The sequence below is a fragment of the Streptomyces sp. KLMMK genome, assembly GCF_036961605.1.
In the GTDB taxonomy this organism is placed as follows: domain Bacteria; phylum Actinomycetota; class Actinomycetes; order Streptomycetales; family Streptomycetaceae; genus Streptomyces; species Streptomyces telluris.
In genome coordinates, this window is the sequence record NZ_JBAMDC010000139.1 from 1 (window position 1) to 15,477 (window position 15,477).

At 73.6% G+C, this 15,477-nt stretch carries 11 protein-coding genes; 6 read left to right on the forward strand and 5 right to left on the reverse strand.

What is annotated here, in order from left to right:
- A partial coding sequence (locus V7793_RS20220; RefSeq protein ID WP_336008483.1) for an ATP-binding protein occupies nucleotides 1–1,255 on the reverse strand: 1,255 nt, incomplete at its 3' end.
- 424 nt (nucleotides 1,256–1,679) lie between these two features.
- Here V7793_RS20220 and V7793_RS20225 point away from each other — a divergent pair.
- Complete coding sequence (locus V7793_RS20225) at nucleotides 1,680–4,394, forward strand: ATP-binding protein (RefSeq protein WP_336008485.1); 2,715 nt, start codon at nucleotides 1,680–1,682, stop codon at nucleotides 4,392–4,394.
- Nucleotides 4,395–4,448: 54 nt separating this feature from the next.
- Here the strand turns inward: V7793_RS20225 and ku are convergent, their stop codons facing one another.
- A complete protein-coding gene (ku, locus tag V7793_RS20230) occupies nucleotides 4,449–5,459 on the reverse strand; it encodes a non-homologous end joining protein Ku (RefSeq protein ID WP_336008486.1) in 1,011 nt (336 codons plus the stop codon).
- A gap of 41 nt (nucleotides 5,460–5,500) precedes the next feature.
- Here ku and ligD (V7793_RS20235) point away from each other — a divergent pair, with 41 nt between their 5' ends.
- Nucleotides 5,501–6,406 (forward strand): non-homologous end-joining DNA ligase, encoded by a 906-nt coding sequence (gene ligD, locus V7793_RS20235; protein WP_336008487.1) that lies wholly within the window; start codon nucleotides 5,501–5,503, stop codon nucleotides 6,404–6,406.
- A 9-nt stretch (nucleotides 6,407–6,415) separates the two neighbouring features.
- On the opposite strand, the gene ligD (V7793_RS20240) is transcribed toward ligD (V7793_RS20235), so the two are convergent.
- Complete coding sequence (gene ligD, locus V7793_RS20240; RefSeq protein WP_336008488.1) at nucleotides 6,416–7,393, reverse strand: non-homologous end-joining DNA ligase; 978 nt, start codon at nucleotides 7,391–7,393, stop codon at nucleotides 6,416–6,418.
- Between the two features lie 10 nt (nucleotides 7,394–7,403).
- Entirely contained in the window at nucleotides 7,404–8,420 is a 1,017-nt protein-coding gene (locus V7793_RS20245; RefSeq protein WP_336008490.1) for a PHP domain-containing protein, read from the reverse strand.
- 143 nt (nucleotides 8,421–8,563) lie between these two features.
- On the opposite strand from V7793_RS20245, the gene V7793_RS20250 reads away from it, so the two are divergent.
- Nucleotides 8,564–10,021 (forward strand): FAD-dependent monooxygenase, encoded by a 1,458-nt coding sequence (locus V7793_RS20250; RefSeq protein WP_336008492.1) that lies wholly within the window; start codon nucleotides 8,564–8,566, stop codon nucleotides 10,019–10,021.
- 27 nt (nucleotides 10,022–10,048) lie between these two features.
- Here the strand turns inward: V7793_RS20250 and V7793_RS20255 are convergent, their stop codons facing one another.
- A complete protein-coding gene (locus V7793_RS20255) occupies nucleotides 10,049–11,485 on the reverse strand; it encodes a lipase maturation factor family protein (RefSeq protein ID WP_336008494.1) in 1,437 nt (478 codons plus the stop codon).
- Nucleotides 11,486–11,555: 70 nt separating this feature from the next.
- Between V7793_RS20255 and V7793_RS20260 the strand changes: the two genes are divergently transcribed.
- From V7793_RS20260 to V7793_RS20270, 3 genes are all read left to right on the forward strand, one after another.
- Entirely contained in the window at nucleotides 11,556–13,667 is a 2,112-nt protein-coding gene (locus V7793_RS20260; protein WP_336008496.1) for a SpoIIE family protein phosphatase, read from the forward strand.
- Nucleotides 13,668–13,789: 122 nt separating this feature from the next.
- Nucleotides 13,790–14,788: a CinY protein gene (locus tag V7793_RS20265; RefSeq protein WP_336008498.1), complete on the forward strand. Its 999-nt coding sequence runs from the start codon at nucleotides 13,790–13,792 to the stop codon at nucleotides 14,786–14,788.
- 137 nt (nucleotides 14,789–14,925) lie between these two features.
- Nucleotides 14,926–15,477, forward strand: a 552-nt coding sequence (locus V7793_RS20270; protein WP_336008500.1) for a methylmalonyl-CoA mutase family protein, incomplete at its 3' end; no start/stop codon positions are given.

The following is a 15,477-nucleotide window of genomic DNA, read 5'->3' on the forward strand; positions in this document are numbered from 1 at the left end:
GGTGCTCCATCATCGGCGGAGCCGTCTGCGGAGCGGGCGGGGGGATCTTCTGGCCCGGGCGGCGCTTGGACTTGAAGGGCGGGAGCTTGGGCGCGCGGGCGATGTCGCCGCCGGGGTGCTTGCTGGCGGTGATCAGGTCCATGGGGATGACCAGCACGGCCCGGACGCCTCCGTAGGCGGAGGGCCGCAGCGACACCAGGAAGTTGTACGTGCGGGCGAGCCGGCTGACGACCGCGAGGCCCAGCCGCGGCGCCTCGCCGAGGTCGTCGAGGTCGAGGGCGCCCTCGCGGGAGAGGACGCGGTCGGTGCGGCGGCGCGCCTCGTCGGTGAGGCCGACGCCGGCGTCCTCGATCTCGACGGCGATGCCGGACTGGATGTCCACGGCGGTCAGGTGCACCCGGGTCTGCGGGGGCGAGTAGCGGGTGGCGTTGTCCAGCAGCTCGGCCAGGGCGTGGATCACCGGCTCGACGCCGGCGCCGACCACGGCGACGTCGGCCACCGAGTGCAGGTCGACCCGCCGGTACTCCAGGATCCGCGACATGGCGCCGCGCAGCACGTTGTACAGCGGGATCTCGTTCTTCCACTGGCGGCCGGGGCGGGAGCCGCCGAGGACGGCGATGCTGTCGGCGAGGCGGCCGGTCAGGGCGTTGCCGTGGTCGAGGTGGAGGAGATCGCCGAAGACGTCGGGGTCGTTGCCGTGCTTGTGCTCCATCTCCCGGATGTCGTAGGCCTGCTGGTGCACGATGGCCTGCATGCGACGGGCGATGTTGACGAAGGCGCGCTGCGCGGAGTCGCGCAGGCCCTCCTCCGCCTGCACGGCTTCGATGACGGACTTCAGCACCGACCGGTGCGCGGCCGCGTAGCCGGGCTCCAGGTCGTGGACGGGCAGCGTGTGGCGCAGCACGACTTCGGTGGGGGCGCCGCGCTGCAGCAGGTGGATGGCCCGGGGGAGCAGCTCCTTGGCCAGCCGCCGGGTCTCCGCCTCGTGCTGGTCGAGCTGGTACCGCAGACCGGCCTCCTGCTCGGCGCAGCGCCGCCGCAGGGCCGCGATGACCCGTCCCCGCCGGGCGGCTTCGGAGCTTGCCAGCGCCACCGCGACCGTGGCGGAGGCCCCGCACCAGGCCACCGGCACGCGGGCGTCGGGAGCGACGGCGAGGACCGCCGTACCCGTGCACACGGCCAGCACCAAGGGGGAGATCAGCCATATCAGAGCGGAGACGGGCCGCCGTTGAACTGACGAGCCAGTACCAACCATCGGGATCCTCGGAACTCTTAAGAAGGCGTAGGGCCCGGCGCGGAAATCCCGGGTGTCTCCCGCGGAGAACGGCGCCGGCGCAGCACTTGTGCGCACCGTGAAGTAGTCGCCACAACCCGCTGCGCGACATGGAGCGTAGCCGGTCGCGCGGGGCTTCTGCGCGAAGTTGTCATATTCGCAGATTGGCCTGACGTAGGAATTCGAAAGGCTCCATAATGGCCTCGCGCTTCGAATTCCGAATACGTTTCCGAATCGCATGAATGTATGTTCGACGCGGTCGGGTGTGCGGCCCATGGTGCGGAGCGGGCTCCAGAGGCGTACGGGGGAGGGTCACGCTCCCGGGTGGTCCGTCTGCCGAACCCTGCCCCTGGCCTCACGGACGGGGCTAGGCTCGCTCCACCACATCTTCCGGGGAGACATCGCCATGTCAGGGCATCAGCGTGAACAGAACGCATCCGCCGCCCTGTTCGAGCGGGAGCTCGAGCTGCAAGCCGCTGAGCAAGCGGTGCAAAGGCTGTGCGGAACTGCGACCGAAGGGCGGCCCCGGCTAGGCGGCCTGCTGCTCTACAGCGGCGAAGCGGGCCTGGGCAAAACGGCGTTGCTCACCGAGACGCGCCGGATGGCCGTCGAGGCGGGCAAGTGCACCGTCCTCTTCGCGCGCGGCAGCGAGTCCGCGCAGCCGGTCCCCTTCCACGTCGTCCGCCAGCTGCTCCAGCCGGTTCTGGCGCCGATGAGCGAGAGCGACCGCAAGGAGCTGCTCGGCGGCTGGTACGAGATCGCCGGCCCGGCGCTGGGCATCGCCCCGCCGGTCGGCCCGCAGGACCCCGTGGGCGTGCGCGACGGCATCGACTGGCTCGTCACCCAACTCGCCACCCGCCAGGAGCCGGTGGTGCTGATGATCGACGACGCCCACTGGGCCGACGCCGAGTCGCTCGCCTGGCTCTCGTTCTTCGCGGTGCGCCTGCAGGAGACGCCGCTGCTCGCCGTCATCGCCTACCGCCCGGTGGAACTGGCGGAGAACGCACCGGGCTTCCACGAGCTGGTCACCGGCCGCAGCTCCCGTCCCGTGGAGCTGCGCGCCCTGACCCCGGAAGCGGTCAACCGGCTGGTGCACGACTCCTTCCCGGACCAGGCCGACGCCCCGTTCTGCCGCGAGGTCTGGGCCGTCACCGGCGGAAATCCCTACGAGACCGTCGAGTTGGTCGCCAAGGCGAACGACCGCGGCCTCAAGCCGGTCGAGGAGTCCGCCTCCCTCCTGCGCGACCTCGGCGCCACGGCCCGCGGCAGCGGCCTGGTCTCCCGCCTGGAGCGGCTGGGCACCGCCGTCACCCGCTTCGCCTGGGCGGCGGCCGTGCTGGGCACCGAGATCCAGCCGTCCCTGGCGGCGAACCTCGCGGGCATGGGACCGGCCCAGGCCGCCGAGTGCGCGGACAAGCTGCGGCACGCCCGTATCCTCACCGGCGCGATCGACCTGGAGTTCGTCCACCCGCTGATCGCCACGGCCATCTACGCCTCGATCCCGCCGGCCACCCGCACCGCCATGCACGGACAGGCCGCGTGGTCCGTCACCGAGGCGGGGCTGGGTCCCGCCGCGGCCTCCCGGCACCTGCTGGAGGTCCATCCCGACCACGACTCCGAGCTGGTCGAGCAGTTGCGCGTGGCCGCCCGCGAGCACTTGGCGGTCGGCGCCCCGGACGCGGCCCGCCGCTGTCTGGAGCGCGCCCTGCAGGAGCCGCCGCCCGAGGAGGAGCGGGCCGCGGTCCTCTACGAGCTGGGCTGCGCCGCGCTGCTCACCTCGCCGTCGACGACCGTCAACCACCTCAAGACGGCGCTGTCCCTGCCGCAGCTCACCGAGGAGCTGCGCGTCGACGCCACCTACCGCCTCTCCCAGGCCTACGCCCACAACAGCCAGCTGCGCGAGGCCGCCGAGGTCGTGAAGGAGCAGGCCGAGCGCACCCCGCCGGGCGCCGGGCGGATGCGCCTGCAGGCCGCGCACTATCTGTGGCAGGGCATCCAGGTCGAGGAGGAGGACTCCCAGACCCGTTCGCGCCGCATCGCCGAGCTCGCCGAACGCATCCGCGGCCGCGACAACACCGAGCGGACCCTGCTCGCGCTGCGCGGCTTCGACGGCATGATCCGCGGTGAGGACGCCGTGCAGGTCGTCGAGCACATCGAGCGCGCCTTCGTGGACGGCCGGCTGGCCGAGGGCATGGGGTGGACCAACACCGAGTGGGGCTTCGAGGTCCCCAGCATCATCGGCATCACCTTCGCCTACACCGACCGGCTCGACCATGCCGAGGAGCTCTTCAAGGACGCCGTGCGGGCCTTCGAGATCTCCGGCTGGAGCGGCGGTCACCTCGCGTTCGCGCACGACTTCCTCGGTCTGGTGCACCGCCGCCGTGGCGAGCTGGACGAGGCCGAGGCGCTGCTGCGCGAGGGGCTGCGGCTGGGCAAGCGCCTCGGCCCCGGCCTGCCGATCCACTGGGACGGCGCCTGCCTGCTGATCGACACCCTGCTCGCGCGCGGCAGGGTCGACGAGGCCCGGGCCTTCGCCGAGGAGAACGGCTTTCAGGCGCCCTACACGCCCGCCATCGTGCTGCCCGACGCCGCGTGCCTGGCCGGACGGCTGCTGCTCGCCCAGGGCCGCAGGAAGGAGGCGGTCACGGAGCTGGAGGCCGCCGGGCGCAGGCTGGACGAGCGCGGGCGGAACAACACCGTGTGGGCCCCGTGGGCGCTCGACCTGGCCGTCGCCGTCAAGGACGAGGAGCCCGAGCGCGCCCGCGCCCTGGCCGACAAGGCCGTCCGCAACGCCGCGCGCTTCGGCACGGACACGGCCATCGGCGACGCCCTGCGCAGGGCCGCCCTGGTCGCCGAGCCGGACGAGGCCCTGGTGAAGCTCGGCCAGGCCGTGGTGCACCTGCGCCGCTCCCCGTGCAAGTACGAGTTCGCGGCGGCCCTGGTCGCCCACGGTTCGGCGCTGCTGCGGGCCGACCGGCCGGTCGAGGCGACGGAGCGGCTGCGCGAGGGGCTGGAAGTGGCCCAGCAGTGCGCGGCGGACGGGCTCGTGGCGACCGCCCGGGCCGATCTCGCCTCGGCGCTGTGCGAGGGAGCCGAGCCGGCGGGTGATGCCGTGCACTGAGCCCGGCCGGCTCCGTGCCTGGCCGGCTCCGTGCCCGGTCGGCTCCGGTTCGGTTCAGGAAGCGCGGCGGCCGGATTTCCTGGTCGCCGTCTTCTTGGCCGTCTTGGCCGTGGTGCTCTTGGCCGTGCCGGCCTTGGCCGTGGACGCGGCGGTCTTCTTGCCCTTGGCGGTGGAGGAGGCCGCCGCCGTCTTCTTGGCGGCGGTGCGTTTCTGCGGCGCGGCGGATTTCTTCGCGGTGCTGCGCGTGGACTTCCTGGGCGCAGCCTCCCTCTTGGCGCCTCTCTCCGGTCCTTCCCCCGCTTTTCCGGCCGCATTGTCGATGGACGCCTGGAGCGCGGCCATCAGGTCGATGACGTTGTCCGGTGCGGGTGCCGTCTCCTTCTTGGGGACCGGCCGGTCGGACAGGTGGGCGTTGATCAGCTCGCTCAGGGCGATCTCGTACTCGTCCTCCAGCTCGTCGAGGTCGAACTCCTCGGAGAGGGTGTCCATCAGGCTCGTGGCCATCTTCAGCTCCTGCGGCCGCACGGTGACCGAGGAGGGCGGTGCGAGGTCGCCGCTGTCGCGGATCTCGTCCGGCCAGTACATGGTGTGCAGGGTCAGCAGGTCGCCGTGGACCCGCAGGAGGGCCAGGGACTCCCGGGTGCGCAGTGCGATCTTGGTGACGGCGACCCGCTCGGTCTGCTTGAGGGTCTCGCGCAGCAGGACGTAGGGCTTGTCGGCCGCCGCGCTCTCGGGTGCGAGGTAGTAGCCGTTGGAGAGCTGCAGGGGGTCGATCCGGTCGGCGTCGACGAAGGCGAGTACGTCGATGAGCTTCTTGCTGGGCAGCGGCAGCCCGGCCAGCTCGTCCTGGGTGACGACGGCGGTGTGTCCCTCGTCGTCCTGGAAGCCCTTGGCGATGTGCTCGTAGTCGACCGGTTCGCCGCAGGCTTCGCAGATGCGCTTGAGGTGGATCCGGCCGCCGTCCGCGTCGTGGACCTGGTGCAGTCTGAGGCCGTGCTCCTGGGTGGCGGCATACAGCCGTACGGGTACGGACACCAGTCCGAAGCCGATTGCACCTTTCCACATGGTCCGCATAGTTTTATCCCTCCACGGGGAATTCCTACCTTATGTCTGTCTCCCCGGAGCGGCAGGCGGTGGAGATCGAGGGCCACCGGCTGGCCCTGACCCACCTCGACCGGGTGCTCTTCCCCGCGTCGGGCCACACCAAGGCGCAGGTGCTGCAGTACTACGCCCGCATCGCTCCGGTGATGGTGGCGCACACGGCCGACCGGCCCGCCTCCTTCGTCCGCGCCCCGGAGGGACCGGGCGGGCAGAGCTGGGTCGCCAAGAACCCGCCCGGCGGGAAGCCCCGGTGGGTGCGGGTGGTGCCGGTGGAGCACCGCGAGGGCGTCACCGAGCAGGTCGTCATCGACACCACGGCCGCCCTGGTCGCGATGGCCAACCTCGGCGCGTACGAGGTGCACGTCCCGCAGTGGACGGCGACGGCCGGGCCCGACGGCCACGACCGGCTCGTCCTGGACCTGGACCCGGGCCCGGGCGCCGACCTCGTGGTCTGCTGCCGGATCGCCCAGCGGCTGCGCCAGCTCCTGGACGACGACGGGCTGACCGCGCACGCCGTCGTCTCCGGCTCCAAGGGCCTGCACCTGTACGCGCCGGTCCACGCGGCGTCCGGCCGGGCCGCCGGCGGCTACGCCAAGGAGCTGGCCGCCCGCATGATGGGCGAGCACCCCGGCCTCGTCGTGGTCTCCATGGCGCGCGTCGAACGCCGGGGGAAGGTCCTCATCGACTGGTCGCAGAACGCGAGCGCCAAGACCACCGCCGCGCCCTACACCGTGCGGCTGCGGGAGGGCGGCCCCGGGGTGGCGGCGCCGGTCACCTGGGACGAGGTCGCCGCGTGCCGGGACCCGGACGAGCTCGCGTTCACCCCCGAGCAGGTGCTGGACCGGGCGGAGACGTACGGGGACCTGCTGGCCCCGCTCACCGGCGACGCCACCCGCGCGCGGCTCCCGTGACGTCCGGCTTCAGCCGAGCCGGGTCAGGTCGGGCCGCAGCCGGTGCCAGACGGGGTGCCGGAGTCGGCCGGACGCCGTCCAGCCGGAGAAGACGACCTCGGCGACGAGCCGGGGCTCGACCCAGTGCGCGCCCGCCGGCAGGTCGGCGGGGCCGGCGAACGGCGGGTCCGCGCGCGGGATGACCGCCAGGTAGCGGGCGAGGTCCCGGCGCTCGCGCTCGGAGAGCCCCGATCCGACGGACCCGGCGTAGCGCAGGCCCTCCGGCTCCTCCACGCCGACGAGGACCGCCCCGGGCAGCCCGGCGAGGGAGCCGCGGCCCGCGGCCCAGCCGCCGATGACCACGTCGAGCGTGACGACGTGCTTGGTCTTGCGCCATTCGGATGACCGGATGCCGGGCGTGTAGAGGGATGTCAGCTTCTTCGCGACGACGCCCTCGAACCCGCCTTCGAGGGTGGCCTCCCAGGCCTGCTGCCCGTGCCCCTCCACGGCGGCCGGCACCGACCAGGCCGGGCCCGCGAGGCCGAGGCCCTCCAGCACGGCCCGCCGCTCCCGGTAGGGCAGGCCCAGCAGGGACCGGCCGTCGAGGTGCATGACGTCGAAGAGCATGAGGCGTACGGGGTACTCCGCCGCGAGGCCGGCCGCACGGTGCGGGTCGGCGACGCCCATGCGGCGCTGGAGCAGCCCGAAGTCGGGCCGCCCCGCCCCGTCCAGGACGACGACCTCGCCGTCGAGGACCGCGGGCCGGCCGCGCAGCTGCTCCGCCAGGGCCTGGAGTTCGGGGTAGGTCACGGTCGCGTCGTTGCCGGCGCGGGTGACCGGCCGGAGGGTGCCGTCCCCGGGCAGGCTCACGACCAGGCGGATCCCGTCCCACTTGACCTCGAAGGCCCAGGCCGCCTCCTCGGCCGCGGGCGGCAGGGGAGCGGTCGTCGCCAGCATCGGCCGGATCGCGGGCGGCGGGGCCGGGGTGCGCCGGGCGGTCGGGGGCATCGCCTGCCGCCTAGCCCTTCCCCCGCGCCCACTCCAGCAGCCGGGGCGCCGTCCACGTCGTGATGATGCGTTCGGCGGGCACTCCGCACTCCTCGGCGCGGGCGCAGCCGTGGATCTGCCAGTCGAGCTGGCCGGGGGCGTGCGCGTCGCTGTCGAGGGAGAACAGCACGCCCGCGTCCAGCGCCTGGCGGATCAGCCGCAGGGGCGGGTCGAGCCGCTCGGGGCGGCAGTTGATCTCCACGGCGGTGTGGAAGCGGGCGCACGCGGCGAAGACCATCGCCGCGTCGAAGGCGGACTCGGGCCGCCCGCGGCCGGCCAGCAGCCGCCCGGTGCAGTGGCCCAGGACGTCCACCAGGGGGTTGGCCACGGCTCCGACCAGCCGGCGCGTCATGGTGTCCGCGTCCATGCGCAGCTTGGAGTGCACGGAGGCGACGACGATGTCGAGCTCGTCGAGCAGGCCGGGCTCCTGGTCGAGCGAGCCGTCGTCGAGGATGTCGCACTCGATGCCCCGCAGCAGCCGGAAGCCGTCGCCGAGGTCCCCGTTCACCTCGGCGACCACGTCGAGCTGGGCGCGCAGCCGCTGCGCCGTCAGCCCCCGGGCGATGGTCAGGCGGGGGGAGTGGTCGGTCAGCACCGCCCACTCGTGGCCGATGTCGCGCGCCGCCCGCGCCATGGCGTCGATCGGACTGCCGCCGTCGGACCAGTCCGAGTGCATGTGGCAGTCGCCGCGCAGGGCCGCCCGCAGGGTCTCGCCGCCCTCCGCCAGCGGCGACCCGGCCTCCTCCTCCAGCTTGGCCAGGTACCCGGGCACGCTTCCGGCCAGGGCCTCCGCCACCACGCCGGCGGTCTTGGGCCCGATGCCCTTCTCGGCGGTGAGCGTGCCGGCGGCCGCCCGGCGCCGCAGTTCCTCCTCCGGCAGCCCGGCGATCACCTCGGAGGCGGTACGGAAGGCCTTGACCCGGTACGTGGGCGCGTCCGCGCGCTCCAGCAGGAAGGCGATCCGGTCCAGTGCCTCCACCGGGTCCATCGCACCCACCGCCTCCTTCGCCGTCCGGTACCCCTACCGTGCGCGATCCGGGAGGAGCGCGCACGTGCGAGGGGCCGCGGGTGCCGGGCACACGCGGGTGAACCGGTGCGTAGGCGCGGTGCGGGGTGGGGAGGGTTCGGGGCATGAGCGCCCCCACACCGTCCCCTTCTCCTTCCTCTCCTTCCTCTCCCTCCTCGGGTTCCTCCGGCGGGCGCAAGGGCCGCGCGGTGGTCCTCGGCGCGGGTATGGCCGGCATGCTGGCCGCGGCCGCGCTCGCCCGGCACGCGGGCGAGGTCGTGATCGTGGAGCGGGACCGGCTGCCCGAGGGGATGGAGCCGCGCAAGGGGCTGCCGCAGGCGCGGCACGCACACCTGATGATGTCCGGCGGGGCCCGGGCGGTGGAGTCCCTGCTGCCCGGCACGATCGAGGGGTGGGTGCGCGCGGGGGCCCGCCGGATCCCGCTGGGGACCGGGCTCGTCGCGATGGGCCCGCACGGCTGGTACCCGCGCTGGCCGGGCACGCAGTTCCTGATGGCCTGCACGCGCGACCTGCTGGACATGGTCGTCCGCGAGCAGGTGCTGGCCCTGCCCGGCGTCACGCTGCGCGAGGAGACGGACGCCCTCGCGCTGCTCGGCAAGGCGCAGCGGGTCACCGGCGTGAAGGTCCGCACGGCCGGCGGCCACTCCGCGGAGGCGCTGGAGGCGGACCTGGTGGTCGACGCCTCCGGGCGCGGCTCCCAGGCCGCGCGCCGCCTCACCGAGCTCGGGCTGTACCCGGCGCACGAGGAGACCGTCGACACCGGCATGGTCTACGTGACCCGGATCTTCCGGGCGCCCGCCGGCAGCGAGCGCTTCCCCGTGGTGAGCGTCCAGGCCGACCCGCACGGCCGGCAGCCGGGCCAGGGCGCGACGATGGTCCCCGTCGAGGGCGGCCGCTGGCTGCTCACGGCCTGCGGCACGCGCGGCGGCGAACCGTCGCGGGAAGCGGGGGAGTTCGAGCCGTTCGTGCGCAGCCTGCGCCACCCGCTGATCGCCGACCTGATCGCGGACCGGGAGCCGCTGACCGACGTCCACCTCACGCGCAGCACCGTCAACCGGCGCCGCTACTTCGAGCGCTTGCCCGCCTGGCCGGAGGGCTTCGCGGTGGTGGGGGACGCCGTCGCCACGTTCAACCCCGTCTACGGGCAGGGCATGTCCGTGGCCGCCCACAGCGCGGTCGCGATCCGCGGCCTCCTGGCGGAGCAGGGCCTGGGGGCGCCCGGCCTGGCCCGGAGCATCCAGCGGGCGGTCGGCCGCGCCGCGGGCAGTCCGTGGGACCTGGCCACGGGCGAGGACATCAATTACCCCGGGGCGATCGGCGAGCAACCCCCGGCCGCGGCCCAGCTGCTGCGCGGCTACGTCCAGCGCCTGATGCGCACCGCCACGGTGAACCCCGTCGTCATGCGCTCCCTCTTCGACGTGATGACGCTGTCCGCGCCGATGAGCGCCCTGGTCAAGCCGCCGGTGGTGCTCGGTGTGCTGCGCGGTCCCGGCCGCGAGGTGCGCAACGAGCCGTCGATCACCGCCGCGGAGCTGGCGCTGTGCGGGCTGGGCCCGCGGTGACCGGCGCCGCACCGCCACCGGCGGGGGTCACGCCTCGCCGCGGCGCAGCGCCACCGGCGGCAGGAACTCGCCCCGCAGCGTCCGGTGCCACCAGGCGCCGGACTCCCGCCGCTCCTGCCAGGTGGTGAAGCGGTAGAGGTAGAGCCGCGCCCGCACGTGGGTCGGCGGGGCGTCGGGGAAGGGGTTGTGGCGCAGCAGCCGCAGCGTGGCCCGGTCGCCGGTCAGCAGCCGCTCCATGAAGGGGCCGAACCACGGCTCGGCGTAGGCCGGGGAGATCCCGGCGAACCACATCATCCAGTCGAGCCGCAGGTGGTACGGGGCGTACTGGCGGGGCAGCCGTCGCAGGTCGCCGGGCTTGCCCTTGAAGCCGTACTCCTTCCAGACCGTGTCCGGCCCGACCCGCTCCTCGTCGGTGCCCTCGACCACCACCTCGTAGCGCCTGCGGTTGATGCTGCCGAACGCGCCGTAGGTGTTGACCAGGTGGAAGGCGTTGAAGGACATGTTCATCCGCTGCTGCCGGGAGAGCAGGTTGCGCACCGGCCACCAGCTCAGGACGGCCACGAGCGCGGTCGCGGCCAGGACGAGGACCTCGTACCAGCCCGGGGGAGGGGGTGCCGGGGAGTGCGCCGGCAGGCCGAGGAGCCGCGCGGCCGCGGCGCCGTCGACCGCGGAGAGGGCCATGACGATGGTCAGCCAGTTGAGCCAGGAGAAGTTGCCGGAGGCGACGAGCCAGAGCTGGGTGCAGATGATCACGGCGGCGGCCGTGCTCGCGACGGGCTGCGGGGTGAAGAGCGCGACCGGCACGACGAGCTGGGCGAAGTGGTTGGCGGCCGTCTCCACGCGGTGCAGCGGCCTCGGCAGGCGGTGGAAGTACCAGCTCAGCGGGCCCGGCATGGGCTGGGTCTCGTGGTGGTAGTACAGGCAGGTCAGATCGCGCCAGCAGGGGTCGCCGCGCATCTTGATCAGCCCCGCGCCGAATTCGACGCGGAAGACCAGCCAGCGCATCAGCCACAGCACGAGGACCGGCGGGTCCGTGCGGGCGTTGCCCAGGAACACCGCGAGGAATCCGGCCTCCAGCAGCAGGGACTCCCACCCGAAGCCGTACCAGGTCTGGCCCACGTTGACGATCGACAGGTACATCGCCCACAGGGCGGCCCACATCGCCATCGCCGCCCACAGCGGCACCGCGTCCGCCGCACCCGCCGCCACCGCCGCCGCCAGGGCCGCGCCCGTCCACGCCCACGCCGCGAAGAACCGGTCCGAGTAGTGCAGGTGGAAGACGCCCGGGGCCCTGCGGAGGGGCACGTGGCGCACGAAGCGGGGCACCGGCAGCATGCCCCGCTCGCCGATCAGCGCGCGGAACTGGAGGGCCGCCGCCAGGAAGGCCACGAGGTAGACGCCGGCGAGCGCACGCTGCAGCACCAGCCTGCTCAGCCAGTACCCGGAGACCGTGAACCACTCCATGGCGTATCCGTACCACTCCGGAGCGCGCAGTCACATCGAAGAAACGGGCAAAAGGTGTCAGAGTGGCTCTATGGTTGATCGGGGAGCGACGCCTGCCTCCGCGCCGGCAGGTTCCGTGCCGGACGACTGGCCCGCTCGCCCGGAGCTCATGCTCGCCCTCAACCGCATGGGCGGCTTCGACTGGGACCTCGACACCGGCGTGCTCCACATGGACGCCTCGGCCCTGGAGCTCTTCGACCTGTCCCCCGAAGAGTTCAACGGCCGCCTCTCGGGCCTGGCCGGCAAGGTGCTCCGCGCCGACGCCGCCGACCTCGACGCCCACGTCACCCGCGCCCTGAAGGAGGGCCGCGAGACCTACAGCGCCTACTACCGCATCCGCGCCCCCGACGGCAGCCTGCACTGGACGTACACCCAGGGCCGGATCCGGCGCGACGGGGAGGGCCACCCGCACCGCATCATCGGCATCGTCCGCGACGCCGCCGAGGAGCTCGGCCACTCGGTCGGCAGACGCGACGAGAACCGGCTCTCGCACACCACCATCGTGGAGACCCTCACCGCGGCCCTCGCCCACGCGCGCACCGTCCAGGACGTCGTCGACTTCTTCCGCGACGACCGGGCCGTCCAGCACCTCGGCTCCGACCTGCTCGTCCTCGGCGTCGTCGAGGCCGGCCGGATCCACATGGTCGCCGAGGGGCCCGGCGAGCACTACATCCCGGGCACCCGCTGGACCCGCATCGACGACAACTTCCCCATGAGCGATGTCATCCGCACGATGGCCCCGCGCTTCATCGAGTCCCGCGACGAGTTCGCCCGCTCCTACCCCTGGCTGTGGGAGCGCATCAAGGGCACCGGCATCTCCTCCGCCGCCTACCTCCCGCTCATCGCCCAGGCCCGCCCCCTCGGGGCCATCGGGCTGCTCTACCGGGAGACCCGCGGCTTCACCCAGCAGGAGCGCAACCTGCTCATCGCCCTCTCCAGCAGCCTCTCCCAGTCCATCGCCCGCGCCATGCTCTACGACCAGGAGCACGACCTCGCCGAGGGACTGCAGCAGTCCATGCTGCCGCGCCGCATCCCCGAGATCCCCGGCGCACAGATCGCCGTCCGCTACCGCTCGGCCCGCATGGGCCGCGACATCGGCGGCGACTGGTACGACGTGATCCCGCTGCCCGGCGGACGGGTCGGCGCCGTCATCGGCGACGTCCAGGGGCACGACACCCAGGCCGCCGCCGTCATGGGCCAGCTGCGTATCGTCCTGCGGGCGTACGCCACCGAGGGGCACGCCCCGGCGACCGTCATGGCCCGCGCCTCCTCCTTCCTCCACGAGCTCGACACCGACCGCTTCGCCACCTGCGCCTACGCCGAGGCCGACCTGTCCACCGGCGTCGTCCAGCTGGTGCGCGCGGGCCATATCGACCCCCTGCTGCGGCACACCGACGGCACCTGCCGGCGCCTGCCCGTCTCCGGGGGGCTGCCGCTCGGCCTCTCGGCCGAGTTCGGCCGGCTCGACTACCCCGTGACCACGGTGGAGATCGACCCCGGCGAGACCCTGCTGATGTTCACCGACGGCCTTGTCGAACAGCCCGGCTCCGACCTCGACGAAGGCATGCAGCGGCTGTCCGCGATCGTCCGCGACGGCCCGTACGAGCTCCACCAGCTGGCCGACCGGCTGTGCGACGTGATCGGCGAGCGCGTCGGCGAGGACGACATGGCCGTGCTGCTGCTGCGCCGCCAGGGCGCGGCCACCCAGGGCGGCGGCCGGCTCCAGCAGCACATCGCCCCGGCCGACCCCGAGGCCCTCTCCGCGGCCCGCCACATGATCCGCGCGGCGGTACGGGCCTGGGGCGCCCGTGAGCGGTCCGACGAGATCGAGCTGGTCGCCGACGAGCTGGTGACCAACGCCCTGCTCCACACCGACGGCGCGGCCGTGGTCACCCTCCGCATCCTCACCGGCCCCGAGCGGCGGGTGCGCGTCGACGTCGAGGACAAGTCCAGCACGCTGCCGCGCCGCCGGGAGCCGGGGGAGTCGGGGGTGTCGGGGCGGGGCCTGCTGCTGGTCGACCGGCTCGCCGATGTGTGGGGGGTCGAGTCCCGCGGCTCGGGGAAGTGCGTGTGGTGCGAGTTCGTGGTCCCGGGGCGGCACGACGGGGCCCGGACGGTGGCGGGGCCGCCGGAATCCGGCTGATCCGTACGTCACCTGACAGAGCGTCCGATCGTTGCATCAGTCACTCAGAATTGCGTATTCCGCGCCCATCCGGGTCAACTGTGCTCTCCACCCCCCAAGATCACGAAAAGGGTTCCGAGAGCATGCGAAGACTCACCCCCTTCGTCTTCCTCGGTGCGACCGCCCTGGCCGCGCCGATGCTGATGACCGTTCAGGCGCCGCCCGCCCGTGCGTTCGGCACCGTCAACACCCTCGGCCAGCACGCCGAGCACGAGCGCATCACGCGCGCGGCCCTGGCCTGCCCGTCCGGCGCCCCCTCCGACGGCAGCTGCTTCGAGCCCCGCTCCCTCGACCAGATAGCGGGCCGCGGCGGCACCTTCGGCGCCGTCGGGGCCCCCGACACCGACGAGGTCCTCAGCCCGGCCGCCCACTGCGACAACGCCGACTACCTCGCCCAGGCCGGCTACGCCCGCACCCGCGACCAGGCGACCGAGGAGCTGCTCGCCTGCGTCGCCCGCCTGCAGGCCCGCTTCGCCGAAGGCGTCACCGCCGCCGGCGGCACCCTGGGCGCCGACGGCACCGTCGCCGCCCGGGAGGCCGACCTCGCCAAGAACTGCACCTTCACCCTCGGCGTGCCCGGCCGCAACAAGTGCGAGGCCGTCGAGGGCTTCGGCCGCGCCCTCCACGGCGTCCAGGACTTCTACTCGCACAGCAACTGGACCGACAAGGCCGACCCCGGCCGCCCCGTCGGCAAGAACAACCCGCCCGGGCTGAACCTCCCCGCGCCCTCACCGCTGTTCGCCCTCGGCAGCGGGCGGCCGCCGCACGCATCGGCCGTCCCCGACGGCCTCACCACCGGCTGTTTCTCCCTCGTGCCCCTCGGCTGCTCCAGCCGCGTCCAGCACGGCGACCTCAACAAGGACAACGGCCTCGTCGACGCCGTCACCGGCGCCACCGGCAGCCCCGGCACCGCACGCGGCAAGACCGGCGGCAACTTCGACCGGGCCGTCCAGGGCGCCATCGCCGACACCCGCCGGCAGTGGGCCGACTTCCGCACCGCCCTCGTCGCCCGCTACGGCAAGGAGCGCGGCGAACGCGCCGCATGCGTGCTGACGCACGACGACCCGGCCCGCACCTGTTAGCACCCGCCGGGCGGAACAGCCGTCCCGGAACCGGCGTGCGCAGCACGATCCCGGCGGCCGGGGGCCGGGGCGAAGAGGCCAAGGTCACAGCAGTTGCCACTGCTGCAGGGCGCCCCGGCTCCCCTAGCCTTCCCCCCATGACGGTCCTGCCTGACGAAGGCTTCCCCCTGGCCGCCGAGTTCCCGGACCCCACCCGCGAGCAGTGGCAGCGCCTGGTGGAGGGTGTACTGCGCAAAGCGGGCGCGGCTGACGCATCGGGCCCGGCTGCCGAGGCGGCACTCGCCACCGAACTCCAGGACGGGCTCGTAACCGGCCCGCTCTACACCGCCGACGACGCCCCCGCCGCGCCCGGCTACCCGGGTTTCCCCCCGTTCGTCCGCGGCGGACGCGCCGAAGGGACGGCCGCGACCGGCTGGGACGTGCGCCAGCGCCACGCCCACCCGGACCCGCGGCAGGCCAACGAAGCGGTGCTCGCCGACCTGGAGAACGGCGTCACCTCCCTCTGGCTGACCGCCGGGCCCGCGGGCATCCCCGTCGACGGCATCGCCACCGCCCTCGACGGCGTGTACCTCGACCTCGCCCCCGTCGTCCTCGACGCGGGCGCGGACTTCGAGGCCGCCGCCCGGGAACTGCTGCGCCTGTACGACGAGCGCGGCCTCGCCCCCCGCGCCGCCCTCGGCAACCTCGGC

Excerpts from the sequence above, each read along its gene's own strand:
- V7793_RS20225 (WP_336008485.1), top strand. The coding sequence starts at position 1,680 with ATGTCAGGGCATCAGCGTGAACAGAACGCATCCGCCGCCCTGTTCGAG.
- ligD (WP_336008487.1), top strand. The coding sequence starts at position 5,501 with ATGTCTGTCTCCCCGGAGCGGCAGGCGGTGGAGATCGAGGGCCACCGG.
- V7793_RS20250 (WP_336008492.1), top strand. The coding sequence starts at position 8,564 with ATGAGCGCCCCCACACCGTCCCCTTCTCCTTCCTCTCCTTCCTCTCCC.
- V7793_RS20245 (WP_336008490.1), bottom strand. The coding sequence starts at position 8,420 with ATGGACCCGGTGGAGGCACTGGACCGGATCGCCTTCCTGCTGGAGCGC.
- V7793_RS20260 (WP_336008496.1), top strand. The coding sequence starts at position 11,556 with ATGGTTGATCGGGGAGCGACGCCTGCCTCCGCGCCGGCAGGTTCCGTG.
- ligD (WP_336008488.1), bottom strand. The coding sequence starts at position 7,393 with ATGCCCCCGACCGCCCGGCGCACCCCGGCCCCGCCGCCCGCGATCCGG.
- V7793_RS20255 (WP_336008494.1), bottom strand. The coding sequence starts at position 11,485 with ATGGAGTGGTTCACGGTCTCCGGGTACTGGCTGAGCAGGCTGGTGCTG.
- ku (WP_336008486.1), bottom strand. The coding sequence starts at position 5,459 with ATGTGGAAAGGTGCAATCGGCTTCGGACTGGTGTCCGTACCCGTACGG.
- V7793_RS20265 (WP_336008498.1), top strand. The coding sequence starts at position 13,790 with ATGCGAAGACTCACCCCCTTCGTCTTCCTCGGTGCGACCGCCCTGGCC.